Origin of the sequence: Streptomyces jumonjinensis (genome assembly GCF_009600885.1) — a bacterium.
Lineage (GTDB): Bacteria > Actinomycetota > Actinomycetes > Streptomycetales > Streptomycetaceae > Streptomyces > Streptomyces jumonjinensis.
This window is the reverse complement of record NZ_VCLA01000145.1, coordinates 64,272-85,897: the sequence shown is the minus strand read 5'-3', so window position 1 is coordinate 85,897 and position 21,626 is coordinate 64,272. Positions and strand designations below refer to the sequence as shown.

Here is a 21,626-nt window from a genome sequence, read left to right as displayed (position 1 = left end):
GTCGCAGCGGGGCACGCCAGCACGCTCCTGCCCCGCCCCGATAAGGCAGATGAGCGACGACAGAAAACATGAACGAGCAGACATGTCACCTATATCCGTGATTCAGCCAACCTTCGCCTGGCTCAGGTCATTCTTTGCCGCTTCGTAGCCTTCGGAAGGCCTTCGCTTGACCCTGTGCGGGAGGACGGGTCATCCGTCTCGTCGCCGGCTCAAGGGTCCGCACCCGGCCCGCAAGCTTGGCCGGCAACACCATGGCAGAAGGAGTCTCGGCATGATCCGCCTCTCCAGAACGCTTTCTTCAGGGTGGTTCGCGGCGGCGGGAGCAACCGCGCTGTTCAGCTTGTCGGTGCACCCGCCGGCGGCGCACGCCGCGCAGCTCTCCTGCGGTCAGACGGTCACAGTCGGCGTCGTTCTCACCGCTGATCTGCTCGACTGCCCCGGCGACGGTCTGGTCGTCGGCGGCAGCGGCATCACCATCGACCTCAATGGGCACACCATCGACGGCGTCGGCCTGGGCGTCGGGGTCCGCAACAACGGATTCGACAACACCGTCATCACCAATGGCAGCAGTACTTCCGCCCGTGTGCAGCAGTTCGACCATGGAGCACAGCTCAGCCCCGGTGCTTCAGGCAATGTCATCGAAAAGCTCACCATCCATGACAACGAACTCTCCGGCATCGAACTCGACAACGCCGACAACAACAACCGCGTACGCGACAACCTCATCGAGCGGCAGGCCCAAAGGGGTGTCGTGATCACCGGCGGATCGAGCGGCAACGTGATCGTCGGCAACACGATCACCGCCAACCAGGGCGAGGGCGTCCTCGTTCAGAACTCCGCCGACAACCATCTGGAGGGCAATCGCATCGCCGACAGCGGGGACGGCGGCCTGATCCTGGAGGGCGCCAGTGGCAACACCCTGCTGACCAACACCGTCGGCAACAGCAGCGACGGTGCGATCGCCCTGCGGCTCGGCTCGAACGACAACCTCGTCCAGGACAACTCGTCCTCCCTGAACCAGGATGCCGGGCTGACCGTCTCCGATTCCACCGGAAACCATCTCCTGTCCAACACGCTCCAGGACAACGGCGACAGCGGAATCGTCCTCCAATCCGCCCACGGCAACACGGTCACCGGAAACGACGTCAGCAGGAACACCGGCGGCATAGAGCTGAGCCAAGCCGACCACAATCTGATCCAGTCCAACATCGCCGACCACACCACCGGGGACGGCATCAGCCTGGAGCTCTCGCTCGACAACTCCCTGCGGCTCAACCAGGCCGGCCACAACGGATCACAGGGCATCCGTGTCGAGGGAGAAGCGGCGCCCGGGACCGGCAACCGGCTGGTCCGCAACACCGCCAACGCCAACCAGGGCGGCGGCATCTTCGTCTCGAAGGCCGTCCACACCCTTCAGGGCAACACCGCCCGGGACAACGACGGCTGGGGCATCTTCGCCGACCCGGGCAATGTAGACGGCGGAGGCAACCGGGCAGGCAACAACGCCGAACCCGGCCAGTGCGCGGGCGTCGTCTGCACTCCCTGAGGCCCGGCCCGGCCACCGTGTCCGGCCCGGCCACAATCCCCGTCGGCTGACTGTTCAGAACGGGCAGGGGAATTCAGTGACGGCCCCGGGGGCGGCCCGGTCCGGCACGTCGGCCAAGAGGGAACTCAGCAGGCGAAAGCCAGTCCTGCATGGGCGCCGCCGATCAGCACCGAGCCCGACGTGCAGTACAGCCGTCGCGGCCACTGGTCCCGCTGACCGCGGCTGCGGTACTGGACGCCGATGAGGTTTCGCCATGCCCACACCTTTCACCCCGCACGGCCTTCGTCGAGGTGTTCGTGGCCGTCATCCCCTTGCACGCGCCGTGTGCGACCTGCATGGCGTGGGTCGGCACTCAAGGTGCTTCCCATGTCAGCCTGTTACCACATATGGGTGATCGCAACTTGCACGGTTCCCGCGCGTGAAATCCCGCTCAGCGGCGGCCGCTGGACGGGCGCCGCGTTCCAGATCAGGCCCGGGAACCGTACCGACGGCCCCTGTACGTACACCACCGCAACCGGACAGACCGTCACCGACACCTGGAACAGCGCCTACTCGCACGGTGCCCACGATCTGAGCGTCCACGGCCCGAACGGCTTCCTGTGCCGCTTCGCCGGCCATGTCGAGAACGGCCGCCCCGGCACGAGCGACCCGGGCCTCCGCACCGCCTGCCCCCGGGCCCGGATCGCCCCCGTCCCGCAACCTCCCGACTGTGGGACGGGGTACGGGCAGAGCCTGGGCCCCGCACGTGGACGGTGGTGCGCCGGCCGGGAGGGCGGAGCATCCCGACCGGCACCGACCCACCCGGCACAGGAGGCATCCCGAAGGAGCGGGGAACTGCACACCCACCGGATACCCGCACGGACGTGACGCGCCTGCTCGTGGTGACCCGGAGGCGCGTGGACCCGCCCCCTCACACCCACCCGCTCACACCCGCCCGGCCGACCGGCCGGCGGAGTCGAACGCCGTACGGCTGTTCGTGGCCCGGGTCACCGCCCGCCGCTCCCGGCTCCGCCCTGGAGCCCGGCAACGCGGAGGCCGTCGCGACGATCTGCCGCCGAGGATGACTGGACGGCCCTGCGCCGTGCCGTGGACACCGTCCTCGACCCGTACCGGCAGGACCCGGAGCACGCTCTCGCGCTGCTGAACCTCGTGCAGGAGACCTCGTCCCTGTGTGCCCGGCGGCTTGAGAAGCAGGACGGCTGGCACGCCCTCCTGGCCCGTGCTCTCGCGGAGCGCAAGGGGTCCGGCACGCCCGCCGGGCTGGCGCAGTCCGTCCTCGCGGCGGCAGCGCTCGACTGTCTGAACGCCGCCCTGGAGCACTGGGCCGCCGCCGAGGGGCGCTCCGATCTCACCGCCCTCATCGACGAGGCCTTCGCGGTTCTCGCCCGCTGACGAACCGGCGCCACCGGTCAGTCGCCGATCGTCAGTACGTCGCGCACGGGGCGGCGTGGTGTCCTGGGGCCTCGGGGCCCGTATCCGAGGCGGATGACCATCTGGACGTGGCCGGTGCCGGAGACGGGTTCACGCAGGAGCCAGCGGAGGTCGGGCCATTCGAGGGCCTGGGTGGCGAAGGCGGCGACCAGTCCGCGCCGGGTGGCGAGGAGGAGGACGCGTTCCAGCGCCTGGCCAGCGTGCAGCCAGTCGGCCGGCTCGTCGCCTTCCGTGCTCAGCAGGGCGAGTTGGGGGTGGCCCTCGAAGTTCGCAACGGGTCGGCCGGGGAGGGTGCTCCGGCCGGCGAAGTCGCGGGTGGCCGCGGCGCCGCCGCCTCTGCGTGGTCCGAAGGCGTAGTCCGGGATTCCGTCGCTGGGGGCGTCGGTCTTGGAGTCGCGGGTCCAGCGCCTCGTCTCGGCGTCCCTGTCGTCGTCCATGCGGTTGTAGCCTTCGGCGTCGCGGATCAGGTCCAGCACGTTCCCCAGGTGCTGCTCGGCGGGGAAGGTCAGGGCGGCGCCTTCGTGGCGGGCTGCTTGTACGAGTGCGTCTCGCAGGTACGGCGGCATCTTCTGGTCGGCGAAGGGGGAGCGGCTGGTGTGGCGGTCGTGGATGGCCGGGTGGAGATCGCCGAGTTCTGCTGCCGGTCCCGGACGGCCTTCCGGTGGTGCGGGGGCGAGCCGCACGGTCGCGAGGAGATGCGGGGTGCCGGGGTCGGGGAGCAGTGTGGTCGTCGGCTGCCAGCCGTGGTGGGTGACGGCGACGCGCAGGTTGAGGAGGGCGGCGGCGCAGCCCACGTGCAGTCCCCGTGTGGTGGGATCGGTGTGGGGCATGGCGCGGTCCAGGTCGGCGAAAAGGGTGAAGGTGCGGCTGCGCGGAGCAAAGTGGAAGCGCCATGGCTGTGCGTTGTGCATGGAAGGTGCGGCGATGGCATCGGCGACGAGGCTGGTCACCGTGCGTTCGTCGAGCGTTGGTGAGGACACGGGGTTCCCTGCCGTCCTTCTTCTGCCCGGCCGTCGGCATGACCTGATCGGCCCCTCTTCGTGACCGGATCGGCCCCTCTTCCAGTCTCGCGCGGTTCCGGCATCCCGCCAGAGCCCACCGTCCGGGAGCAGGCGTCCCCCCTCCCCCCGGACTCTTCCGAACGGTCCGGGGCCGTTCGTGTCGCAGATCCCACCGGGCGCGGCCACTCTTGAAGTGTGTTCGCGGTGCCCGTCGGAGGACCGCGCCACCGGACGGGGTCCAGTCCTCGTCACAGGAGACGGGAACAGACGTGGAGGAGGCGGGGCACATCATGGAGCCAGTCATCACCGTCGGCCTGGACGGGACGCCCGAGTCTGTGGCCGCGGCCGGCTGGGCGGCCCGGGAGGCGGCCCTGCGCGGGGCGACCCTGCGCTTGTTGCACGCCTGGGTGCTGCTGTCCTTGGAATCTGCCCAGTCCCCTTCGGAGGAGGACCAGAACTACTGGGCCAGGCAGATTGTCGATGGTGCCCGCGCGGCGATCGGGCAGCGTTTCCCGGACCTTCCCATCGTCGAGGATCTGGTGCGCGCGGACCCCAGGGACGCGTTGCGGGCTGCGGCGGACGCGTCGGGGATGCTGGTGCTCGGTTCCCGGGACATGGCACCCCTGACCAGCTACTTTCTCGGTGATGTCGGCCTGCAGGTGCTGGCGCGGTCCCCGGTTCCGACCGTTCTCGTGCGTGCCCGGGAGAACTCGGCAGACACTACGGACACCGGGGACGAGGGTGACGTGGTGGTGGGGCTGAGCCTGCACGGTCCGTGTGACGCGCTGGTCGCCTTCGCGTTCGAAAGCGCCGCCAAGCGGGACGTCGCCCTCCGGGCCGTCCACGGCATCAGGGTTCCGGTGCCCGCATACACACGGACGGATGTCGACTCGTACATCTCCGTGAGCCTCCTCGAAGGCGCCCGGCGGAATCTCTCCGAGGCGCTGCGCCCCTGGCGGAGCGAGTACCCCCGGGTCCGCGTGGAGGAGGTCGTACGGACGGAGAGCCCTGCGCGGGCGGTGGTGCGGGGGGCCTCCGGGGCCGGGCTGCTCGTCGTGGGCCGTCGGCAGGAGCCGCTTCCGCTCCGGCCCCGGATCGGTCCCGTGCTGCAAGCGGCGGTGCACCACGCGCCCTGCCCCGTGGCCGTCGTCCCGCACGAGTGAGCCGTCCCGTGCTCGGGAAGACGGTGCTCGGGGCCGTGCCGCGATCGGCATTGGCGGCAGGCGATGGAGGACGTACGGCTGAGACATCACGCCTAGGACCGCCGTGTGCGGAGCCGATCTCCCTGAGGTGGCCGGCTGGCGCGGAACCGATCTCCCCGAGGTGGCCGGCTGGACCTGGAGCCAGGCTCCGCCGACACCCGTCCCGGCGCGGCCTGACGCGTCCGGCTACCCCTCCACGCGGACGTGACCATCGCCGAGGCCGCGAGGATCATGGCGCGGCGGCAGGTGAAGAGACTGCCCGTGGTCGACCGGGTCGGCATGCCGGAAGGCGTGGTGAGCCGCAGCGACCTGCTCAAGGTGTTTCCGCGCCCGGATGAGGAGATCGCGGGCGAGACCCGTGCCACGGTCCTCGGGAAGGTACCCGCCGCTGCCGGCGTGAACGCCTCGGTCGCCGCTGCCGACGTGAACGCCTCGGTGACGGACGGGGTCGTCACCCTCAGCGGCGATCTTCAGGACCGGTCGCTGATTCCGCTGCTGGCGAGGGCGGTGCGTGCGGTGGAGGGCACGGTCGACATCCGGGTGGACCTCAGCGGCCCGCCCCCGCGCAGCCACGGATAGCGCGGCAGGGGCGGGGCAATGCCGGGCGGTCGTTCAGGGCGTGTCGCCGCCGGGGCCGTCGCCTTCTGGGGGCGGGGTTCCCGCCTGTCCGGCCAGGGGGGTGCCCAGGGAGTTCACGATGCGGCGGCCGGTGATACGCCGGGGTGAGATGGCGAGCCAGAGGGGGCGTTCGCCTCCGGCCCAGGCCAGGCCACGGGCCTTCGGTTCGAGTTCGCGGATGGTGTCGGGGTCGGTGATGCGGCGTGCTTCCCCGACCACCAGGACGCTCCAGCCCTGGCTGAAGGTGTCGTCGATGTGGTCCACCTCGAACGCGACCTCGGCTGCTTCGGCCGCCGAAGCGGGCACGGTATCGGGAGCGGTCCGGTAGACGATCTCGTCGTCGGCGAGGAGGTAGTTGACCGGTACGACGGCGGGGCCGTCGGAGGCGATGAGGGCCACCCTGCCGACGCCGCCCTGAGAGAGGAGGGCGCGGCATTCGTCTTCGCCGAGTTCCCGCAGGCTCGCGTCGCGGAGGGCGGATCCGCGGCCCTGCGGCCGGTCGACCGTCCCTCCGGTGAGTTCGGGGACCGTGGTCTGCAGGGCGTCCGCGATCCGGAGCATGACGCCGATGCCGGGCGCTGATTCCCGGTCTTCGAGGTAGTCGATGTAGTTGGTCGCGGTTCCGCTGCGCTCTGCCAGTTCCTGACGGGAGAGTCCCAGTGCCTCGCGCCGTGTGGTGATCCGGCGTCCGATATCCGTGCGCCGGATGCCGTCTCCCCGTGGGCCGGAGGGGGGAGGTGTCGTGTCCGGCATGTCGTTCGCCTCCATCGGGTGCTAGTTCGCGGGCAGCACGGTGTCGTGCGGGGTACCGCCCAGGACCACCTTCATCGCGCCCGTGTCGGCGGCGCGGGAGAAGACGTCGTACGCCTCCTCCATCTGATCCAGCTCGAAACGGTGGGTGACCAGCGAGGTCAGGGGGATCTTCCCGGCAGCCGTCATGCGCAGCAGCAGCGGTGTGGAGAAGGTGTCGACCAGGCCGGTGGTGATGGTCACGTCCTTGATCCACAGATCCTCCAGGTGAAGGGTCGCGGGTTTGCCGTGGACGCCGATGTTGGCGACCCGGCCGCCGGGGCGGACCATCCGGGTGCACAGGTCGAAGGTCTCGGGCAGGCCGACCGCTTCGATGGCCACATCGGCGCCGAGGCCATCGGTGAGATCGGCGACGAGCCGTTCGGGGTCCTCGGTGCTGAGAACCGTGGCGTCGGCGCCCATGGCCCGTGCGGCGGTCAGCCGGGATTCGGCGAGGTCGACGGCGATGATCCGTTCGGGGGTGCAGAGCCGGGCGGTGGCGACGGTGGCGAGTCCGATGGGGCCGGCGCCCACGATGACGACGGTGTCGCCGGGCTTCACCTGACCGTTGACCACGCCCACCTCGTAGGCGGTGGGGAGGATATCGGCCAGCAGCACCGCGTCGGCGCCGTCGACAGCGCTGGTCAGGGGGTGCAGGGAGAGGTCGGCGAAGGGTACGCGGACGTACTCGGCCTGGGTTCCGTCGATCAGATGGCCCAGGACCCAGCCGCCGCCGCCCTGGCACTGTCCGTAGCGGTTCCCGCGGCAGAAGCGGCACCGTCCGCACGGGGAGATGCAGGAGATCAGCACCCGGTCGCCGGGGCGGACGGTGCGGACCTCGGCCCCCACCTCCATCACCTCGCCCACGGCCTCGTGCCCCAGGATTCTGCCGGGTGTCACCTCGGGTACGTCTCCCTTGATGATGTGGAGGTCGGTGCCGCAGATCGTCACCGTGTCGCCCCGGACGATCGCGTCGGCGGCGTCCTTGACCTCAGGGTCCGGCGCATCCCGCCAGGAGGTTCGTCCCGGGCCTTCGAAGACGAGCGCTTTCATCGCGGTGACCTCGCTCTCTGCTGTCGCAGCCGCGCTCCTTCAGCGTCTCGCGGGCCGGCGGATCGGGCATCTGGGGCGGGCCCGTTCCCGGATGCCCGATCGGGGGCCGGCCCGGACACTGGACGGGGAGAGCACCTGTCGCGAGGAGGCCGCTGCCATGGCGGAGCAGTCCGTGCGCCCGGCCCCCATGGGCCGGGCGGTGCCGTCGCTGCTGACCTTACTCGGCGGGGTGGGCACGGTCACCGGCAGCAAGTTCCTGGTGGAGGGCGCGCGCTCACGCGTTCTGGTCGACTGCGGGCTGTTCCAGGGGCTCGCCGATCTGCGGCGCCGCAACTGGCGTCCGCTGCCGTGCGACGCACGGGACATCCACGCCGTGGTCGTGACCCACGCCCATCTGGACCACTGCGGCTACCTCCCCCGCCTCGTCCGGCACGGCTTCCGGGGACCCATCCTGACCAGCGCGAACACAGCCCGGCTGGCAGAAATCGTGCTGCGCGACAGCGCCCGGCTCCAGACCGAGGCGGCCCAGCACGCCAATGAGCACGGCTGGTCCAAGCACCGCCCGGCCCAGCCGCTCTACGACGACCTCGACGTCGACCGGACCGTGTCCTTCTTCGACCCGGTGGGCATGGACACCGAGGTCGAGATCATGACGGGCATCCGGCTGACCCTGCACTCCGCCGGGCACATCCTCGGCTCGGCCTGGGCCCGGCTCACCCTGGAGGACGGGCACACCCTCGTCGTCAGCGGGGACCTCGGCCGCCCCGGACACCCCCTGCTGAAGCCCGCGGAACCCTTCTCCGGCGCGGACGTCCTGCTCATGGAGTCCACCTACGGCAACCGCCGCCACGACGACGCGACCGGCAGAAGCCTCTTCGCCGACGTCGTCGACCGGACCATCCGGCGCGGCGGCATCGTGGTCGTGCCGGCGTTCGCCCTCGACCGCACCGAGGTCGTCCTGCACGAACTCGCCGCCCTGCGCCGCGCGGGCACCCTGCCCGCCGGCGTGCCCGTCTTCGTGGACAGCCCCATGGCCCTGGCCGCCCTGGAGGTCTACCGGGACGCCGTCCGCGCCCAGGCCCCCGAGCTGCGGCCCGGTGTCTCCGCCGACGGCAGGGCGTCACGGCCACCAGGCAGAGCGCAGGTCAGATCACCTCATAGTTGTGCAAATCATCTCATGATCCTCGTGGTCCAGCATGTGGCAGTGCCAGACATGGACACCTCGTCTGTCGAACACCGCCCTGATCCGGGTGACCCGGCCGGGGGGTGCCTGCACCGTGTCCTTCGGGCCGCGTTCCAGGGCGTCCGGCGGCTGCGGGGTTCGGATCCGGACCTCGGACAGCGCACCGCTCCCCGGGTCCTGCTCGGGCCGGACCGATGGGCCGCCGGGCCACTGGGGCGAGGCGGCGGGAGCATCGGGAAGGCCAGACGGCCGTCCGGCTGGAACATGCGGTCCTGGATGACCAGTTCGACTTCGTACCGCCCGCTGGGCAGGTGGTTGCGGTCGATCAGCGCCATCTCCCGGTCGTCACGGAGCAGATAGAAACCGGCGAGTCCGGCGTGGACGTTGAGCCGGGTGATTCCGAGCGTGTGATTCGTGATACCAGAGTGTGGCCGCTTCCTGGCTGTTCTCGTACGAGGACCAAGGGACGCCGGGGATACGCCCGCAGCGGGTGCCGGATGTGTCGCGTGGAGCGCGAGCGCACTCCCGGCCGCCGAAACGGCGCGGAGCAGGGTTCTTCTCAGCACGGGCACTCTCTCCACAGGCCGGCGGCGAATCGGTGTGTCGTCACCGCAGCGGCCTGCGGACGGCTGATGACATTTCACTCATGTGAGGGCAGGGCAGCCACCGCCCGGCTCACCATGGGCACCCTCGCGCTCCGGCGGTTCGTGGCCGGCGGAGGAAGTTCACCGCCGACAGGAGAAGGAGGAGACCTTCGACGACCAGGCTGACCAGTCCGAGGGGCTCGGTCCAGTTGCCGACATCGCTGCTGTAGTCGGGCAGCCCCGGCCCCCGGGAAAGGACGTATCCCACGATCGGTCCTGCCGCCACCCCCATCGCCAGGAACCAGCTCAGCCGGGTTCCGCGCGCGACGAGTAGCACGGCCGTCAGGACACCCGCGATCTCCAGGGCGTAGTAGAGGACGGCGACGTACTGCGGTGTCTTCGAACCCGGCACGCCCCCTTGGTCCACGACATGCACGGCCACCACCGCGAGACACAGCAACGCGCCCAGTGAACGCACGCCCCAGCCCGGAGTGATCAATGTCCGCTCTGTCATGCATCAGCTCCTCAGGCATCCGTGAACCAGTGAGTACCCGGTCGGCTTTCCCTCTCTGCCGGCTCCCCTATCGCACACCTGAGGATCTCGACCCTGATGCCTGACACGGGCCGGGCGAACGGGTAGTTCGAGCAAGAGGTCAGTCGCCCGGCAGGGTGAGGTTGCAGGTCTCCCCGGTGCCACCGAGACCGTGCGGTCGGGAAGTTCGACACCGACCGGTGCGCGGTCCAAGTCCGGTACGGACATATGGAGTTGTCCGTCGCGCAGCCGGAGCCGTACGCCCCAGTGCCCCTGGTAGCGGATCGCGAAGCTGTACGCGGCGGGGCCGGGCCAGGGTACGGGCCCCGGACCATCTCAGGATCGGGATGGGTCTGCGACAGCCCCTCGGCCGCGTCCCGGGGGACACGCTCCGACCAGTGGCGGTGGGTCTCCTCGCGCGCTGGGTCTCCTCGCCCATGACCGGAGCCTGGCCGAGGGGCACGGGTTCCCAGACGTTCACGAGCCTCAGCGGCAGACGGCGCAGAGACGCCTCCCTGGCCGCCCACTGGGCAGCAGCGAGGCTCTCCCGGGAGCCGTCGAGACCGACGGTTACGGTGCGGGGCATGTGCGCCCCCTGAGGCGGCGGTGGCTGAGGGGCCGCCTCTTCCAGCATGAACGCCGGGACGCGAACGGGCGAGGCATCACAGTCCCCCGCCTCCCTGCCGGAGAGCCCGGACCGTGGGGCCGGACGAGGCTCCGGCCTCGCGGCTGCCCGCCCGGTGGCGGGATGCTGAAGGCCCGGGCGAAAGGAGACCCCCTTGCCCCAGCGCGCCGACGACGCCGGCGGGAGACGGCATCGGTTCCTTCCACCGCTGCCGGGAATCACGCTGCTCGCCGGATACCGGCGCTCCTGGCTGCGGGGCGACGTACTGGCCGGGATCACGGTCGCGGCCTACCTCGTACCCCAGGTCATGGCGTACGCGAGCGTCGCGGGACTACCGCCGGTCACCGGGCTGTGGGCGGTTCTGCCCGCCCTGGTGCTCTACGCACTGCTCGGCTCGTCCCGGCTCCTGTCCGTCGGCCCGGAATCGACGACCGCGCTGATGACCGCCGCCGTGGTGGGGCCGCTCGCGGCCGGAGACCCCGCACGCTACGGCGCGCTGGCCGCCGCGCTCGCGGTCACGGTCGCGCTGCTGTGCCTGGTGGCCTGGACGGCCCGCCTCGGATTCGTGGCCGATCTGCTGTCGAGGCCGGTCCTCATCGGCTATCTGACCGGGATCGCCCTGATCATGATCGTGGACCAGCTCCCCCGGCTCACCGGCGTCCCCACGACAGGGGCGGAGTTCTTCCCCCAGGCGCTGTCCTTCCTTCGGAATCTCTCCCGTGCCGAACCGGCGACCGTGTGCTTCAGCGCCGTCGTCCTGGCCTTCCTGTTCACGGCGCCGCGCCTTTGGCAGGCTGTTCCCCGGCCGCTGCTGGCCGTCGTCCTCGGCACCGCCGCCGTCGCGCTGTTCGACTGGGGGGAGCAGGGCATCGCGGTGGTCGGGGCGGTCCCGTCCGGGCTGCCCGTCCCCTCCCTGCCCGACCTGGGCGAGCTTCCCCGCCTGCTGCTGCCCGCACTGGGCGTCCTGCTCGTCGGCTACAGCGACGTCATCCTCACCGGACGCGCCTTCGCCGACCGCGACGACCCCGGCCGGCACGACCCGAACCAGGAACTGCTCGCCCTGGGCGCCGCGAACCTCGGCTCGGGCCTCTTCCACGGCTTCCCCGTGAGCAGCAGCGCCAGCCGCACCACCCTCGCCGCGTCGGCGGGCGGACGCAGCCAGGCGTACTCGCTCGTGACCGCCGCGGCGGTGGTCGCCGTGCTGCTGTTCCTCAGCCCCGTGCTCAGCCACATCCCGGTCCCCGTACTGGGGGCGCTCGTCGTCTACGCGGCCGTCCGACTGATCGACCTGGCCGGATTCCGGCGCCTGGCGGCCTTCCGCCGGCGGGAGCTTCTCCTCGCCGTGGGCTGTCTGCTCGGTGTGCTCGCCCTCGGGATCCTGTACGGGGTCCTCGTCGCGGTGGGCCTGTCCGTGGCCGAGCTGCTCAGCCGGGTCGCCCGACCGCACGACGCCGTCGAGGGACTCGTGCCCGGCATGCCCGGCATGCACGACGTCGACGACTACCCGAAAGCACGCACCATCCCCGGCCTGCTGGTCTACCGCTACGACTCCCCTCTCTTCTTCGCCAACGCCGAGGACTTCAAGCGCCGGTCCCTGGCCGCCGTGAACGAGCAGACCGAACCCGTCCGCTGGTTCGTGCTCAACACCGAGGCGAATGTGGAGGTGGACATCACCGCGCTGGACTCCGTGGAGGAACTGCGGCGGGAGCTGACCGAGCGGGGCGTCGTGTTCGCCATGGCCCGGGTCAAGCAGGATCTGCGCGACCCGCTGGACGCCTACGGGCTGACCGAGTCGGTCGGCCCCGAGCTGATCTTCCCGACCCTGCCGACCGCCGTGGCCGCCTACCGGAGGTGGTGCGGGGACCGGGCAGAGCCCGAGGACGACGAACCCGGGTGACGCCAGGCCCGGATACCGGGTCGGCGTCCCGGATTTCCGGTGGGCTGGACGTCAGCCGGGCACCAGTACGGCGGCGCCGTTCACCCGGTCGGCCGCCAGATCGGCGAGCGCCCGGTCGGCGCGGCTCAAGGGGTAGGGGCTCACCGTGACCCGGATGCCGACGCGTTCGGCCAGCGCCAGGAAGTCCCGCCCGTCCTGGCGGGTGTTGGAGGTGACGCTGCGCAGATTCCGCTCCTGGAACAGATGGCGCTGATAGTTCAGCACCGGGATGTCGGAGAGGTGAATACCTGCGACGGCGAGGGTGCCCGACCGGTCCAGGGCCTCCAGCGCCACCGGCACCAGGTCGCCCACCGGGGCGAACAGGATCGCCGAGTCCAACGGCTCGGGCGGCCGGTCGTAGGCACCACCCGCCGAAGCCGCGCCGAGTTCCAGGGCGAGCGCCCGCGCCCGCGCAGACCGGGTCAGCACATGAACCGTGGCGCCCTCGGCAAGAGCCACCTGGGCGGCCAGATGAGCCGACGCGCCGAAACCGTAGATCCCCAGCCGCCCGCCCTCGGGCAGCACGCTGCGCCGAAGCGCCCGGAAGCCGATGATCCCGGCGCACAGGAGAGGGGCGAGCAGCTCCGCGTCCCGGTCCTCCGGCAGCCGGTAGACGAACGCCTCCGGAACCACGGCCGTCTCGGCGAAACCGCCGTCCGCGTCCCACCCCGTATAGATGGACCGCGGGCAGAGGTTCTCCCGGCCGGCCCGGCAATACCGGCAACACCCACAGGTTCCGCGCAGCCAGGCCCCGCCCGCCCGGTCCCCGACGCGGAACAGGCCGACGCCTTCGCCCACGGCCTCGACCCGGCCGACGATCTCATGCCCGGGAATCGTGGACGGCCGGTGCGGTACGAGGTCCCCCTCTGCCAGGTGCAGATCCGTACGGCACACACCGCACGCCTCCACCCTCAGCAGCAGCTCCCCCGGACCGGGTGCTGACATCTCCCGCCGGACCCGCTCCAACGGCCCGGTGTCGATCGGCCCCGGTGTCCTTACGGCCCAGCCACTGTGCGCGGCAGGCGTGGACGCGGATACAGCCATGCCTCAAGCCTGCGGCGGATGACCGGACGGAGCAAACGGACTGGCGGCACGGGCCACCGTGATGGGGTGCGCCCCTGCGGCCGGCTTGCCCTACCCGGACGGCGCCAGGACCGCGGACGGAGGATCCCCCTGCCCCAACTTGTCGACCTGACAGACCGGAATTCGGCTTCGGGCTGAGCCTGCCGACCAGAGCCCGGGGGCGTCGAACCGGATGTCCCCGCAGTATGGCTTCAACGGCGGTTCCTCACCCCGAAACGACTCCAGCAACCGCCGTAAAGGACACACCAGTGACCAGAGTCGGAGATGCACTAGCACATGCGGCTCCTGTTGATCATCTAACCGACCAGATTCCCCTCTGCGCGCCCACTCTTCGCCATTTGTCCAAAAACTGCTATAGAGCAAGCCCTCTGCCGACGGTCACAGGAACGGATCTGCTCATCCGCCTCGACCTGTTCACCCGGCTGCACGACAGGATCGGAGCTGCCCACTGCCGAGCCGGGGTGTCAATGTCCACCGGGTGTCAGCAGACAGCGACGTCTTCGATGACGAGGGCTGAGTTGAGCACCAAGGCGGGACTAGACAGCGGCAATCCCCGCCAGCACCCCCCGGCCGGGGCCGGTGCGCGATTCGCTAGAACCACTCGGGTGGCGCGAAGAGCTGGAGCCTAGCGCAGTGAGAGCGCGGACGGCTTCCGCCATGTCGGCACGTGTCATGTATATCGCTGCTTCCAGATATCGGCCTGCTGGGCCTAGCGAGCGTGCAGGATGGACACGTGCTCGTTGCGACCATGCCCATGCGACGGGCTGCCGCCCATCAAGGCACCGTTTGAGCAGCAGTGCTCCCTCGTACACGCCACCGCCGGACAGAGGCTGACCCAGGGCGATCGCAAGGTCTTGGTGATCTTGTGGGTGTGCAGGTCAAGGCCGTGCGGAAGGCGGGTCGGCTCAGGTGAGGAGTTTCGCGAGCAGGGCCATCTCGGTGGGCGGGTCGATCACCGGCTGGATGAGGAGTTCGTCGACGCCGGCCTGTTCCAGGGTGGTGATACGGGCGAGGAGGTCGTCGCGGGTGCCGACCAGGGCCAGGGTGTTCATCAGCGAGGGCAGAACCAGGTCCCGGTCCTGCGGTGCGATGCGTCCGAGGTAGTTGGGGTAGAGCTTGGTGTGCCGGTCCGACGCGGTGGCGGTGGTGCCGCGCCGGTCGAGGAACCGCCGCACCGCCTCGCCTTCCTCGGGGCCGAGTTGCTCGGCGAAGGCGGGTGTGTCGGCGGCGAAGGCCAGCAGCGACAGGACGAGGTGGCCCGTCGCGTCCCGGGCCGCGTCGCCGTGGGGGTCCTCGTCCTCGTCGAGTAGGTGGAGCGAGGTGACCGCGTAGGAGTCCGCCCGGGAGCCCGTGTGGGAGCCGGGGGCGCGGGGTGTGCCCTGGGCGGCGTGGCGGCGGGTGTCGTGCAGCGCGTGCCAGGCGGTGGGGTCCAGCAGGCCGTAGGAGATGAGGCCGGTGCCACGGCGGCCGGCGACGGCGGCGGCCTTCGGTCCGAGCAGCGCGGCCACGACGAACTCGATCGGATCGGCGGTGTTCACATGCGCCCCGGCGTGCAGGAACCGGATGTCGCGGACCCGGTCGCCTTCGCGGTACTCGGTCGAACGTCCGGCACACAGGTCCTGCAGTGCGACGGTGAAGTTCTCCAGCCTGGCCGCCGTGGTCGGCCGCATGCCCAGGGTGCGCCGGGCGGTGTTTCCGGTGCCGACTCCGCAGATGATCCGGCCCGGCGCCAGGGCGTTGAGGCTGGCGAGCCCGCTCGCGGCAGCCGGGGCCGAGCGCAGCGCCGGTGAGGTCACGCCGATGCCGAGCCTGATGCGGCTGGTGGCCTTCGCACACAGGCTCAAGGCGACGAAGGGGTCGCCGTGGACCATTGGGGTGTCGTTGACCCAGAAGCTGTGCAAGCCCAACTCCTCGGCCCGCACGGCGAGGTCCTCCACACCGGGCTGCGCGGCGACAACGACGCCTGCACGCATCAAAAACTCCAAGGTGTGAGAATCGAATCGAACCTGCTCAGCATGGCAGGTCCCGGCACAGGGCCGTTGCGGGAGCGCGTTATCTTGTAGCGTCGCAGGGCGGAGTGGCCGTGCCCGACGCAACGAAACCCCGTCGCTGCAGATGACCTTCCCAAGTCGTCTGCCTGCAACGGAGCTTCGATGTGCCGTCAGCCGCCATGCCGTGTCCCGCCAAGACCCTGCCGCCGCACCGGGTGGCGGGCATGTCGCTGACGGAGCGGCTGGTCAGGTTGCCGGACCCGCGCCGTAGACGGGGAGTACGTCATCCGTTCGTGAGTGCGGTGCTGATCGCGGCGTCCGCGATAGTGGCCGACGCCCGCTCAGACACGGCGATCGGGCAATGGGCCGCTGCGGCCCCGCAGACCACCCCGGCCCGGCTGGGTACCCGGGTCGCCGGTGCCTTCACGGTGCGTATCGCGCCCAGTGCCGCGACCATCCGCCGGGCGCTGGAGCGGGTCTGCCCAGATGGACCGGCCGACTTGGCCGGTGGCGATCCGTCCGGGGCCACCACAGTCGCAGCGGACGGCAAGAGCGCCCGCGGCTCCCGCAACAGCCGTGTCCCGTCCGCACATCTGCCGACCGCGATGACCGGCGACGGGCAGACGATCAGTCAGCTGCCGGTGCCGGACAAGACCAACGAGATCACGGGCTTCGCCCGGCCGCTCGCCCCCCTTCGACCTGACCGGGATCGCCGTCACCGCCGACGCGCTGCACACCCAGCGCGAGCACATCCGCTTCCTCACCCCGGACAAGCAGACGCACTACCTGCTGATGGTCAAGAACAACCAGCCGTCCCTGTTCACGGCGCTGCACCCGCTGCCCTGGAGCCGGGTCGCCGCCCGCCATGCGGCCCGCAGCCGCGGGCATGGTCGGCGTGAACTGCGGGTCGTCAAGGCGCTGACCGTTGACGAGCTGGAGCCGGACTTTCCTGGCGCGGTCCAGGCCGCCCAAATCATGCGCTCTCGCACGCGAGGGGCACTGGGGCGGGGCGCGGGCTCCCCGACGGGTGGCTGGATGCGTCCCGCCCCGAGGGTCAGCCGTCGTGGAAGCCCATCGAGTGGAAGGAGTCCTCCATCATGCGTCGCCAGTACTCCCCCGACTCCCGGACCGTCGGCTCGTCGATGCTCTGGAAGCCCGCCCAGATCGCCTCGAATGCCTCCCGCACCTCCTCCCCGTCCGTGTCCCACATTTCGTCCTCTGCCGTGTTGATCTGTTCCTGAATAAGCGTCAGGAAGTAAACGAAGACGTCGAGACGGGGTGTCACCCGGGAAAGCCGTTCCTGCTCCCAGACGAGTACCTCTCCAGTCCGCCCGTCCAGCAGCAGGAGCCCTTCCCCGTCTGTGCCGGTTGTGCCGAGTGAGACGAAGTTCTCCACGATCTGATCGGATTCCTTCAGGGGGCCGATGTCTTCCTTGACCGTGACCGGCCCATCACTGAAGTCCGACAGCAGCACATGACCACCGACCTGGTCCGGGATCCCCACCTCCGTGATCATTCTTGCCGCCGTCTCGTCCGTCACCAGCCCCCGAAGGCCATCCGCTGCTGACATCGTCGAACCGGAACTCAATACAGAGAACACGGATTCGATTCGTTCCCGATCCATCATGTTCCGCATCCCTCACAGCCGGGCTCCGGTGCCCGTATCAGCCCGTTCCCGGCCCTATGGGTTCAACTTTGCATTGACTTTCTCGATGGCTTCTTTCAGGACCTTCATCGATTTCTTGAACTTCTTCTTTTTACCTGCCTCTTCGGGAACGTCGGTCACATCCGCTTCGGTCAGCACGGCGACCTCGACCCCGGCCCGTCGGAGTATGGACAGGCCCACATGACCATGCTCGTGGCTCCGCTTCAGCCTATACCAGGGATCACCTTCCTTGGCTTCCTCCAGGGAAACCCTGTCCGATTCTCCCCACCGACGCAGAATGAATCTCTCCTGGTTGTCGATCTGCTCGGGCGTCACCTGTCTCACCGCGTCCCCGAACCATCCCTTCTTCATGAACAGTTCGAAGAGTTCCCGATCCATGTCCAAGCTCTCCTGCGGGATGACGGTCGGATACTGGTGCACCTGGCCACCGCCGTAGAGGGAACCGAATCTGAGCAGCGCTGTGACATCGAACCCCTCCTCTTCAAGGAACTCCTTGAAGGAGACCACGAAGCGAGCGCAGTTGAGGCAGCAGCTCATGCTCACGTCGATTTCCATACTGATTTGGGGCCGGCCCTTCTTGGCCTTCTTCGCCTGCTGAGCCGTGGCGGCCTGTTCCTGGGACTGAGCCTTGTTCGCAAGGATCGACTTGATGTACTTCCAGAAGTAGAGAACGACGATTTCCTCGGCATGGGGACGGCGGTATGCGCCGATCTCCGCCAGCAGCTGTTGTCCCGGACCGATGCTGACGCGCTGCACCACGACACCCTGCTTGTTGTCGATGGACAACGCCCCACGGGCCGAGGTGGGATTGACCACCTGGCTGAAGGTGAGCGGCTGGGCCTGCGGCTGCGGGGTCTGCGGGAGGCTCCATGCGATGGCCGGGCTCGCCCAGGCCGGGTTGACCTCGGCACGGACCTTGAAGGCGTTGCCGCCGTGCGGGACGAGGTAGAGCTTTCTGGCGCCCCGGGAGCGCCACTTGGCGAGCGTCCGGGACAGCACCCCCTTGACCTCACCGGGCGCAACACCCCGACCGAGCGCGCGCCGGGCGTCCATCGCCACCCGGGCCGCAAGCCTCTCCTTGTGCTTCTGCTCGTCCTGTCCGTCCTTCCTGCTGCCGGGCCCCCGCTTCGCGGAGGTTCCGGAGCGATCCGGGCGACCGCCGGAACGCCACCGGGCGGGGCGACGGGGCCCCCGGGACGGACCGCGCCGGCCCCTCTCCGGCCTGCCACCGGGTATCCGGCCCGGGGCCCTGCCCGGGGCAGCGGCACCGGGCCGCCGGGGGCCTCTCCTCCCGGCGCCGAGCCGTCGGACGAGTGCGGCGATACGGTCGATGGCCTGGTCGATGAGGCGGTTGACGGGCCGGGACATGGCCTGGACGATCTGGCGGATGCGGCCTGTGACGCCTCCGATGCCGATGAGGGCGGCGAGGAAGGCGAGGAGGACGGGGATGGCGCGGGCGAGGGCGCGTTCGATGAGGGCGGGGACGGCTCCGGTGGCGCCGCGGGCGATGGCGATGACCGAGTCGAGGACGGCGTTGACGAAGTCGATGATTTGGCGGGCGCGGGTGACGACGAAGGTGATGACGTCGATGATGAGTTTCATCGCGCGGACGAACGCGGAGGCGGGGTTGAGGAGGGAGAGGATCCACATGATCCCCGCGGTGACGATGGTGGGGGTGGCGTAGGCGATGACCTTGTCGAGGAGGGTCTTGCGCAGGTCGCCGACCTTGTTGCGGACGTCGTCCCAGAGGGCGGTGGCGCCGCGGCGGCGGAGGTCGGCGACGACCGGAAGCGCGGTCTCCGCGGCGGCCACGGCCTCCTCGGGGACGCGACGGGTGAGGCGGGCGCGGATGTTCGCCCAGGACAGCCCCAGGAGGGAGGCCAGCAGGGTGAACACGCCGCGGGTGTCGAACTTCGCGGGGAGCTGGAGGCCGGCGGCGGTGGCCTGGCCCAGCAGCCAGCCCATGATGCCCTGCTGGAGATGGGTCCTGATGTTCTTGAGGAACAGTTTCAGCCCGGCGCCGACCCCGGTGACCAGATTGCGCAGGAAGCCGATCGGGTCCTTGAGGATCAGCACGATCGCGGTGCCGGCCTTCGCCAGCACCCCCATCAGCAGCTTGCGGAGTTCGTTGATGGTGTTGATGGCGCCGGTGACGGCTTCCCTGGCCTTGTCGACCAGGCCCCTGTTCTTCTCCTTCTCCGCCGCGATCTCGCTGTCCACGGCCTTCAGCGCGTCGGTGTACCTGGCGGCGAGGGTGTCGACCAGTTCGGTGCCCTTGTCGTTCACCGACTGGGCCAGTTCCTCGAACCTGCCCTCGAACTCGGCTGCTGCCTGACGGCCGATCGCCCGCAGCCCCACCGGCAGACGCACCACCTCCGTCTGGAGCTCGGTACGGCCCTCCTTGATCCGCTTCTTCGCCCGGCCCAGCTCGGCGGCGATCAGGTCCGCGATCCCGGCGATGACCTCCTTCATGCGCCGGATGTAGTTCCGACGGGCGGTATCGAAGATCTTGTCCGCCTCCGCCGGCAGCCCCTTGAACAGATCCCTGCCCCAGCGCGCCCAGCCGTCCCACCCGCCATAGCGGCGCTTCTTGTACGCCTTCATCTCCCGCTGATGCTCGGCGGTGAGAGCGTCCCGCGCCGCTTTCTCCTCCCGGGTGAACTGCTCGTCCACCTTGGTGTCGAGACCGGTCAGAATCGCCTCGACATCCTTCTTCATCCCGTCGAACACCGTCTGCAGACGGGCCGTGACCTGAGCGCGCTGTTCCTCGTCGCGCCCCTTGGCACCGGTCTTGCCCGTACCGACCCGCTGACCGGTGGTCACCCGCGCACCGGCCATCCCCGCCATCGCCTCGGCACCGACAGCACCGGCCTGCGCGGTCGCCGCGCCCAGCTCACCCGCCTCGTGCCGCCGCATCCGGCCCGGCGCGGTGGCCGAGTGCTGCTCCGCCTTCTTCTTGTGGCCCAGCGCGCTGGTGAACGCGGGCTCGTTGCCCTTGCGGAGCTGGGTCTCCGTGACCCGCGCCGCAGCCATGTCACGGTTGACGCGTGCCGGGCCGGCCGAGAGGTCCGTGGCGGACGGGGGCAGCCGGTCCGGGACCGCCGAGGCCGCATCCGGTGCGGCCGGGGCGCCCGGCGGGCGGTCGGCGGCCAGCGGGGTGACCTCCTTCACCACCGCCGCCGACGTGTCCGGCGGCGCCGCGGTCGTGCCGGTGATCTCCCCCGCGCTGGCCTCCTTGCCTTCCCCGACCTTGCCCTGGACCTCGGCCTTCACCTCGTCGGCCTTGCCCGAGTCCGCGAACCCGTCCGCCTGGTCCAGATTCTTCGGCGCCCGCTCCGCGATCGCCTTCTCCACCGCCGCGACGAACGCCACCTTGTCGAACGTCCCGGGCTCGGCCTCGTTCATCCGCTCCGCGTTGACCGTCTTGCCCTGCGCCTCGGCATCGTCCTTCGGCGGCACCGCAGCCGCCTGCGCCGCCCCCGCCTCCACCCGCGCCGGCGGATGCGACGACGCCACCGCCCGCTTCTTCCGCCCCACGTCCCCCTTCAACGCCACAAACTTCGGATCCGCATGCGGACCCGGACGACGCAGCGTCTTCCCACCGCCCGATCCGGCAGACGGGCGACCGGACCCCACCCTCCCCGCCGCCGAACCCACCGCATCCGGCTCCCGCCCCAACGCCTCCGCAACCGCCCCATTCCCCACCCGGGACTGCGCCCCGCCCGGCGGCCGCCCCGCCGGGCGCGCAGGCTGGCCGGTCCCCGGCGAGCCGGACAGCGACGCCGCCACAGCGGCGTTGGACACCGGCGCACCCGACACACGCACCGGGCGGCCCGATAACTCCCCCCGGCCCCCGGAGACAACCGTCCCCCGCTCCGAACGCCGCGGCGTCGGCACAGGCGACTTCGGCGACACCACCGACCCGACCTCCTCTCGCGCCCCATACCTCGCGGCGCCGCGGACAGCCCGGCACCCGAGCGGACACGCGTCACAGGAGGCTGGCAGTGAGAGCGTGACCGCCGCGTCGCCACTCCGACACCAAAACGTCCCCCGATGTCCACGACGGTCCCACGAGCAGATACCCCAGCAGCGGAAACAGGCGTTCGGCAGCAGCCCTCCCACTCATGTCACATCACCAAGGAATCCGGGACACCGGGCGGGCCGCTGAGCCGGCGGAGGCACTGGAGGGCATGGCTCCGGGCCGGGAGACGCTCATGTGGGAGGCCGCCCGGTTCCTCGCCCAGGACGAGGTCGTGGGGCCGGGTGTTCCTGGTGCAGACCCAGGCGTTGTCGGTCAGCGTTCGTCCGACCGTGATGCCCAGGCCGGCGAACCAGGCGGTGGCCCTGGCCAGGAATGCCGCGCAGGTGCCGGCGGTCTCGTCGGCG

The 21,626-nt window shown here is 70.3% G+C and carries 15 protein-coding genes and 4 pseudogenes; 8 read left to right on the top strand and 11 right to left on the bottom strand.

The features are described 5' to 3' along the window. Positions 1-271: 271 nt before the first annotated feature. The 3 genes from FF041_RS17835 to FF041_RS17825 all read left to right on the top strand — a co-directional run bounded on the left by FF041_RS17835 (position 272) and on the right by FF041_RS17825 (position 2,938). The gene (locus FF041_RS17835) at positions 272-1,546 is read left to right on the top strand and encodes a right-handed parallel beta-helix repeat-containing protein (protein ID WP_153523725.1); all 1,275 of its coding nucleotides are present in this window, start codon (positions 272-274) and stop codon (positions 1,544-1,546) included. Positions 1,547-1,786: 240 nt separating this feature from the next. Then, positions 1,787-2,413: a phospholipase domain-containing protein gene (locus FF041_RS17830; protein ID WP_153523724.1), complete on the top strand. Its 627-nt coding sequence runs from the start codon at positions 1,787-1,789 to the stop codon at positions 2,411-2,413. 207 nt (positions 2,414-2,620) lie between these two features. Continuing rightward, a complete protein-coding gene (locus FF041_RS17825; RefSeq protein WP_194292083.1) occupies positions 2,621-2,938 on the top strand; it encodes an acyl-CoA-like ligand-binding transcription factor in 318 nt (105 codons plus the stop codon). 17 nt (positions 2,939-2,955) lie between these two features. Here the strand turns inward: FF041_RS17825 and FF041_RS17820 are convergent, their stop codons facing one another. Beyond that, complete coding sequence (locus tag FF041_RS17820) at positions 2,956-3,957, bottom strand: Acg family FMN-binding oxidoreductase (RefSeq protein WP_323391999.1); 1,002 nt, start codon at positions 3,955-3,957, stop codon at positions 2,956-2,958. A 311-nt stretch (positions 3,958-4,268) separates the two neighbouring features. Between FF041_RS17820 and FF041_RS17815 the strand changes: the two genes are divergently transcribed. Continuing rightward, positions 4,269-5,141 carry a universal stress protein gene (locus FF041_RS17815; RefSeq protein WP_153523723.1) on the top strand — a complete coding sequence of 291 codons (873 nt, stop codon included), beginning with the start codon at positions 4,269-4,271 and terminating at the stop codon, positions 5,139-5,141. Positions 5,142-5,372: 231 nt separating this feature from the next. Continuing rightward, positions 5,373-5,759: pseudogene (locus FF041_RS17810) on the top strand (CBS domain-containing protein); the annotation flags it as partial. Positions 5,760-5,792: 33 nt separating this feature from the next. On the opposite strand, the gene FF041_RS17805 reads toward FF041_RS17810, so the two are convergent. Next, complete coding sequence (locus tag FF041_RS17805) at positions 5,793-6,551, bottom strand: helix-turn-helix domain-containing protein (RefSeq protein WP_153523722.1); 759 nt, start codon at positions 6,549-6,551, stop codon at positions 5,793-5,795. Between the two features lie 21 nt (positions 6,552-6,572). Then, positions 6,573-7,640 carry a zinc-dependent alcohol dehydrogenase family protein gene (locus FF041_RS17800; RefSeq protein WP_153523721.1) on the bottom strand — a complete coding sequence of 356 codons (1,068 nt, stop codon included), beginning with the start codon at positions 7,638-7,640 and terminating at the stop codon, positions 6,573-6,575. A 157-nt stretch (positions 7,641-7,797) separates the two neighbouring features. On the opposite strand from FF041_RS17800, the gene FF041_RS40760 reads away from it, so the two are divergent. Next, complete coding sequence (locus FF041_RS40760; protein ID WP_434094504.1) at positions 7,798-9,183, top strand: MBL fold metallo-hydrolase; 1,386 nt, start codon at positions 7,798-7,800, stop codon at positions 9,181-9,183. A 315-nt stretch (positions 9,184-9,498) separates the two neighbouring features. Here the strand turns inward: FF041_RS40760 and FF041_RS17785 are convergent, their stop codons facing one another. Together FF041_RS17785 and FF041_RS17775 are read right to left on the bottom strand one after the other, a co-directional pair. After that, positions 9,499-9,921: a hypothetical protein gene (locus FF041_RS17785; RefSeq protein WP_153523720.1), complete on the bottom strand. Its 423-nt coding sequence runs from the start codon at positions 9,919-9,921 to the stop codon at positions 9,499-9,501. Positions 9,922-10,271: 350 nt separating this feature from the next. Continuing rightward, positions 10,272-10,525 (bottom strand): annotated as a pseudogene (locus tag FF041_RS17775) (universal stress protein); the annotation flags it as partial. Positions 10,526-10,718: 193 nt separating this feature from the next. Here FF041_RS17775 and FF041_RS17770 point away from each other — a divergent pair. Beyond that, positions 10,719-12,461 (top strand): SulP family inorganic anion transporter, encoded by a 1,743-nt coding sequence (locus FF041_RS17770; RefSeq protein ID WP_153523719.1) that lies wholly within the window; start codon positions 10,719-10,721, stop codon positions 12,459-12,461. Positions 12,462-12,512: 51 nt separating this feature from the next. Here FF041_RS17770 and FF041_RS17765 read toward each other — a convergent pair whose 3' ends face one another. Next, the gene (locus FF041_RS17765) at positions 12,513-13,544 is read right to left on the bottom strand and encodes a zinc-binding alcohol dehydrogenase family protein (RefSeq protein ID WP_153523718.1); all 1,032 of its coding nucleotides are present in this window, start codon (positions 13,542-13,544) and stop codon (positions 12,513-12,515) included. Positions 13,545-14,488: 944 nt separating this feature from the next. Then, complete coding sequence (locus FF041_RS17760) at positions 14,489-15,556, bottom strand: LLM class flavin-dependent oxidoreductase (RefSeq protein WP_153523717.1); 1,068 nt, start codon at positions 15,554-15,556, stop codon at positions 14,489-14,491. Positions 15,557-15,753: 197 nt separating this feature from the next. Here FF041_RS17760 and FF041_RS40555 point away from each other — a divergent pair. Then, positions 15,754-16,047 (top strand): annotated as a pseudogene (locus FF041_RS40555) (transposase family protein); the annotation flags it as partial. Positions 16,048-16,237: 190 nt separating this feature from the next. On the opposite strand, the gene FF041_RS39085 reads toward FF041_RS40555, so the two are convergent. The 4 genes and pseudogenes from FF041_RS39085 to FF041_RS37960 form a co-directional block, all read right to left on the bottom strand. Next, positions 16,238-16,546 carry a hypothetical protein gene (locus tag FF041_RS39085; RefSeq protein ID WP_228388309.1) on the bottom strand — a complete coding sequence of 103 codons (309 nt, stop codon included), beginning with the start codon at positions 16,544-16,546 and terminating at the stop codon, positions 16,238-16,240. Positions 16,547-16,628: 82 nt separating this feature from the next. Beyond that, positions 16,629-17,201 (bottom strand): SUKH-4 family immunity protein, encoded by a 573-nt coding sequence (locus tag FF041_RS17750; protein WP_194292068.1) that lies wholly within the window; start codon positions 17,199-17,201, stop codon positions 16,629-16,631. Between the two features lie 54 nt (positions 17,202-17,255). Then, positions 17,256-20,777 (bottom strand): phage tail protein, encoded by a 3,522-nt coding sequence (locus tag FF041_RS17745; protein ID WP_153523714.1) that lies wholly within the window; start codon positions 20,775-20,777, stop codon positions 17,256-17,258. 725 nt (positions 20,778-21,502) lie between these two features. Next, positions 21,503-21,622 (bottom strand): annotated as a pseudogene (locus FF041_RS37960) (IS481 family transposase); the annotation flags it as partial. Positions 21,623-21,626: the final 4 nt, after the last annotated feature.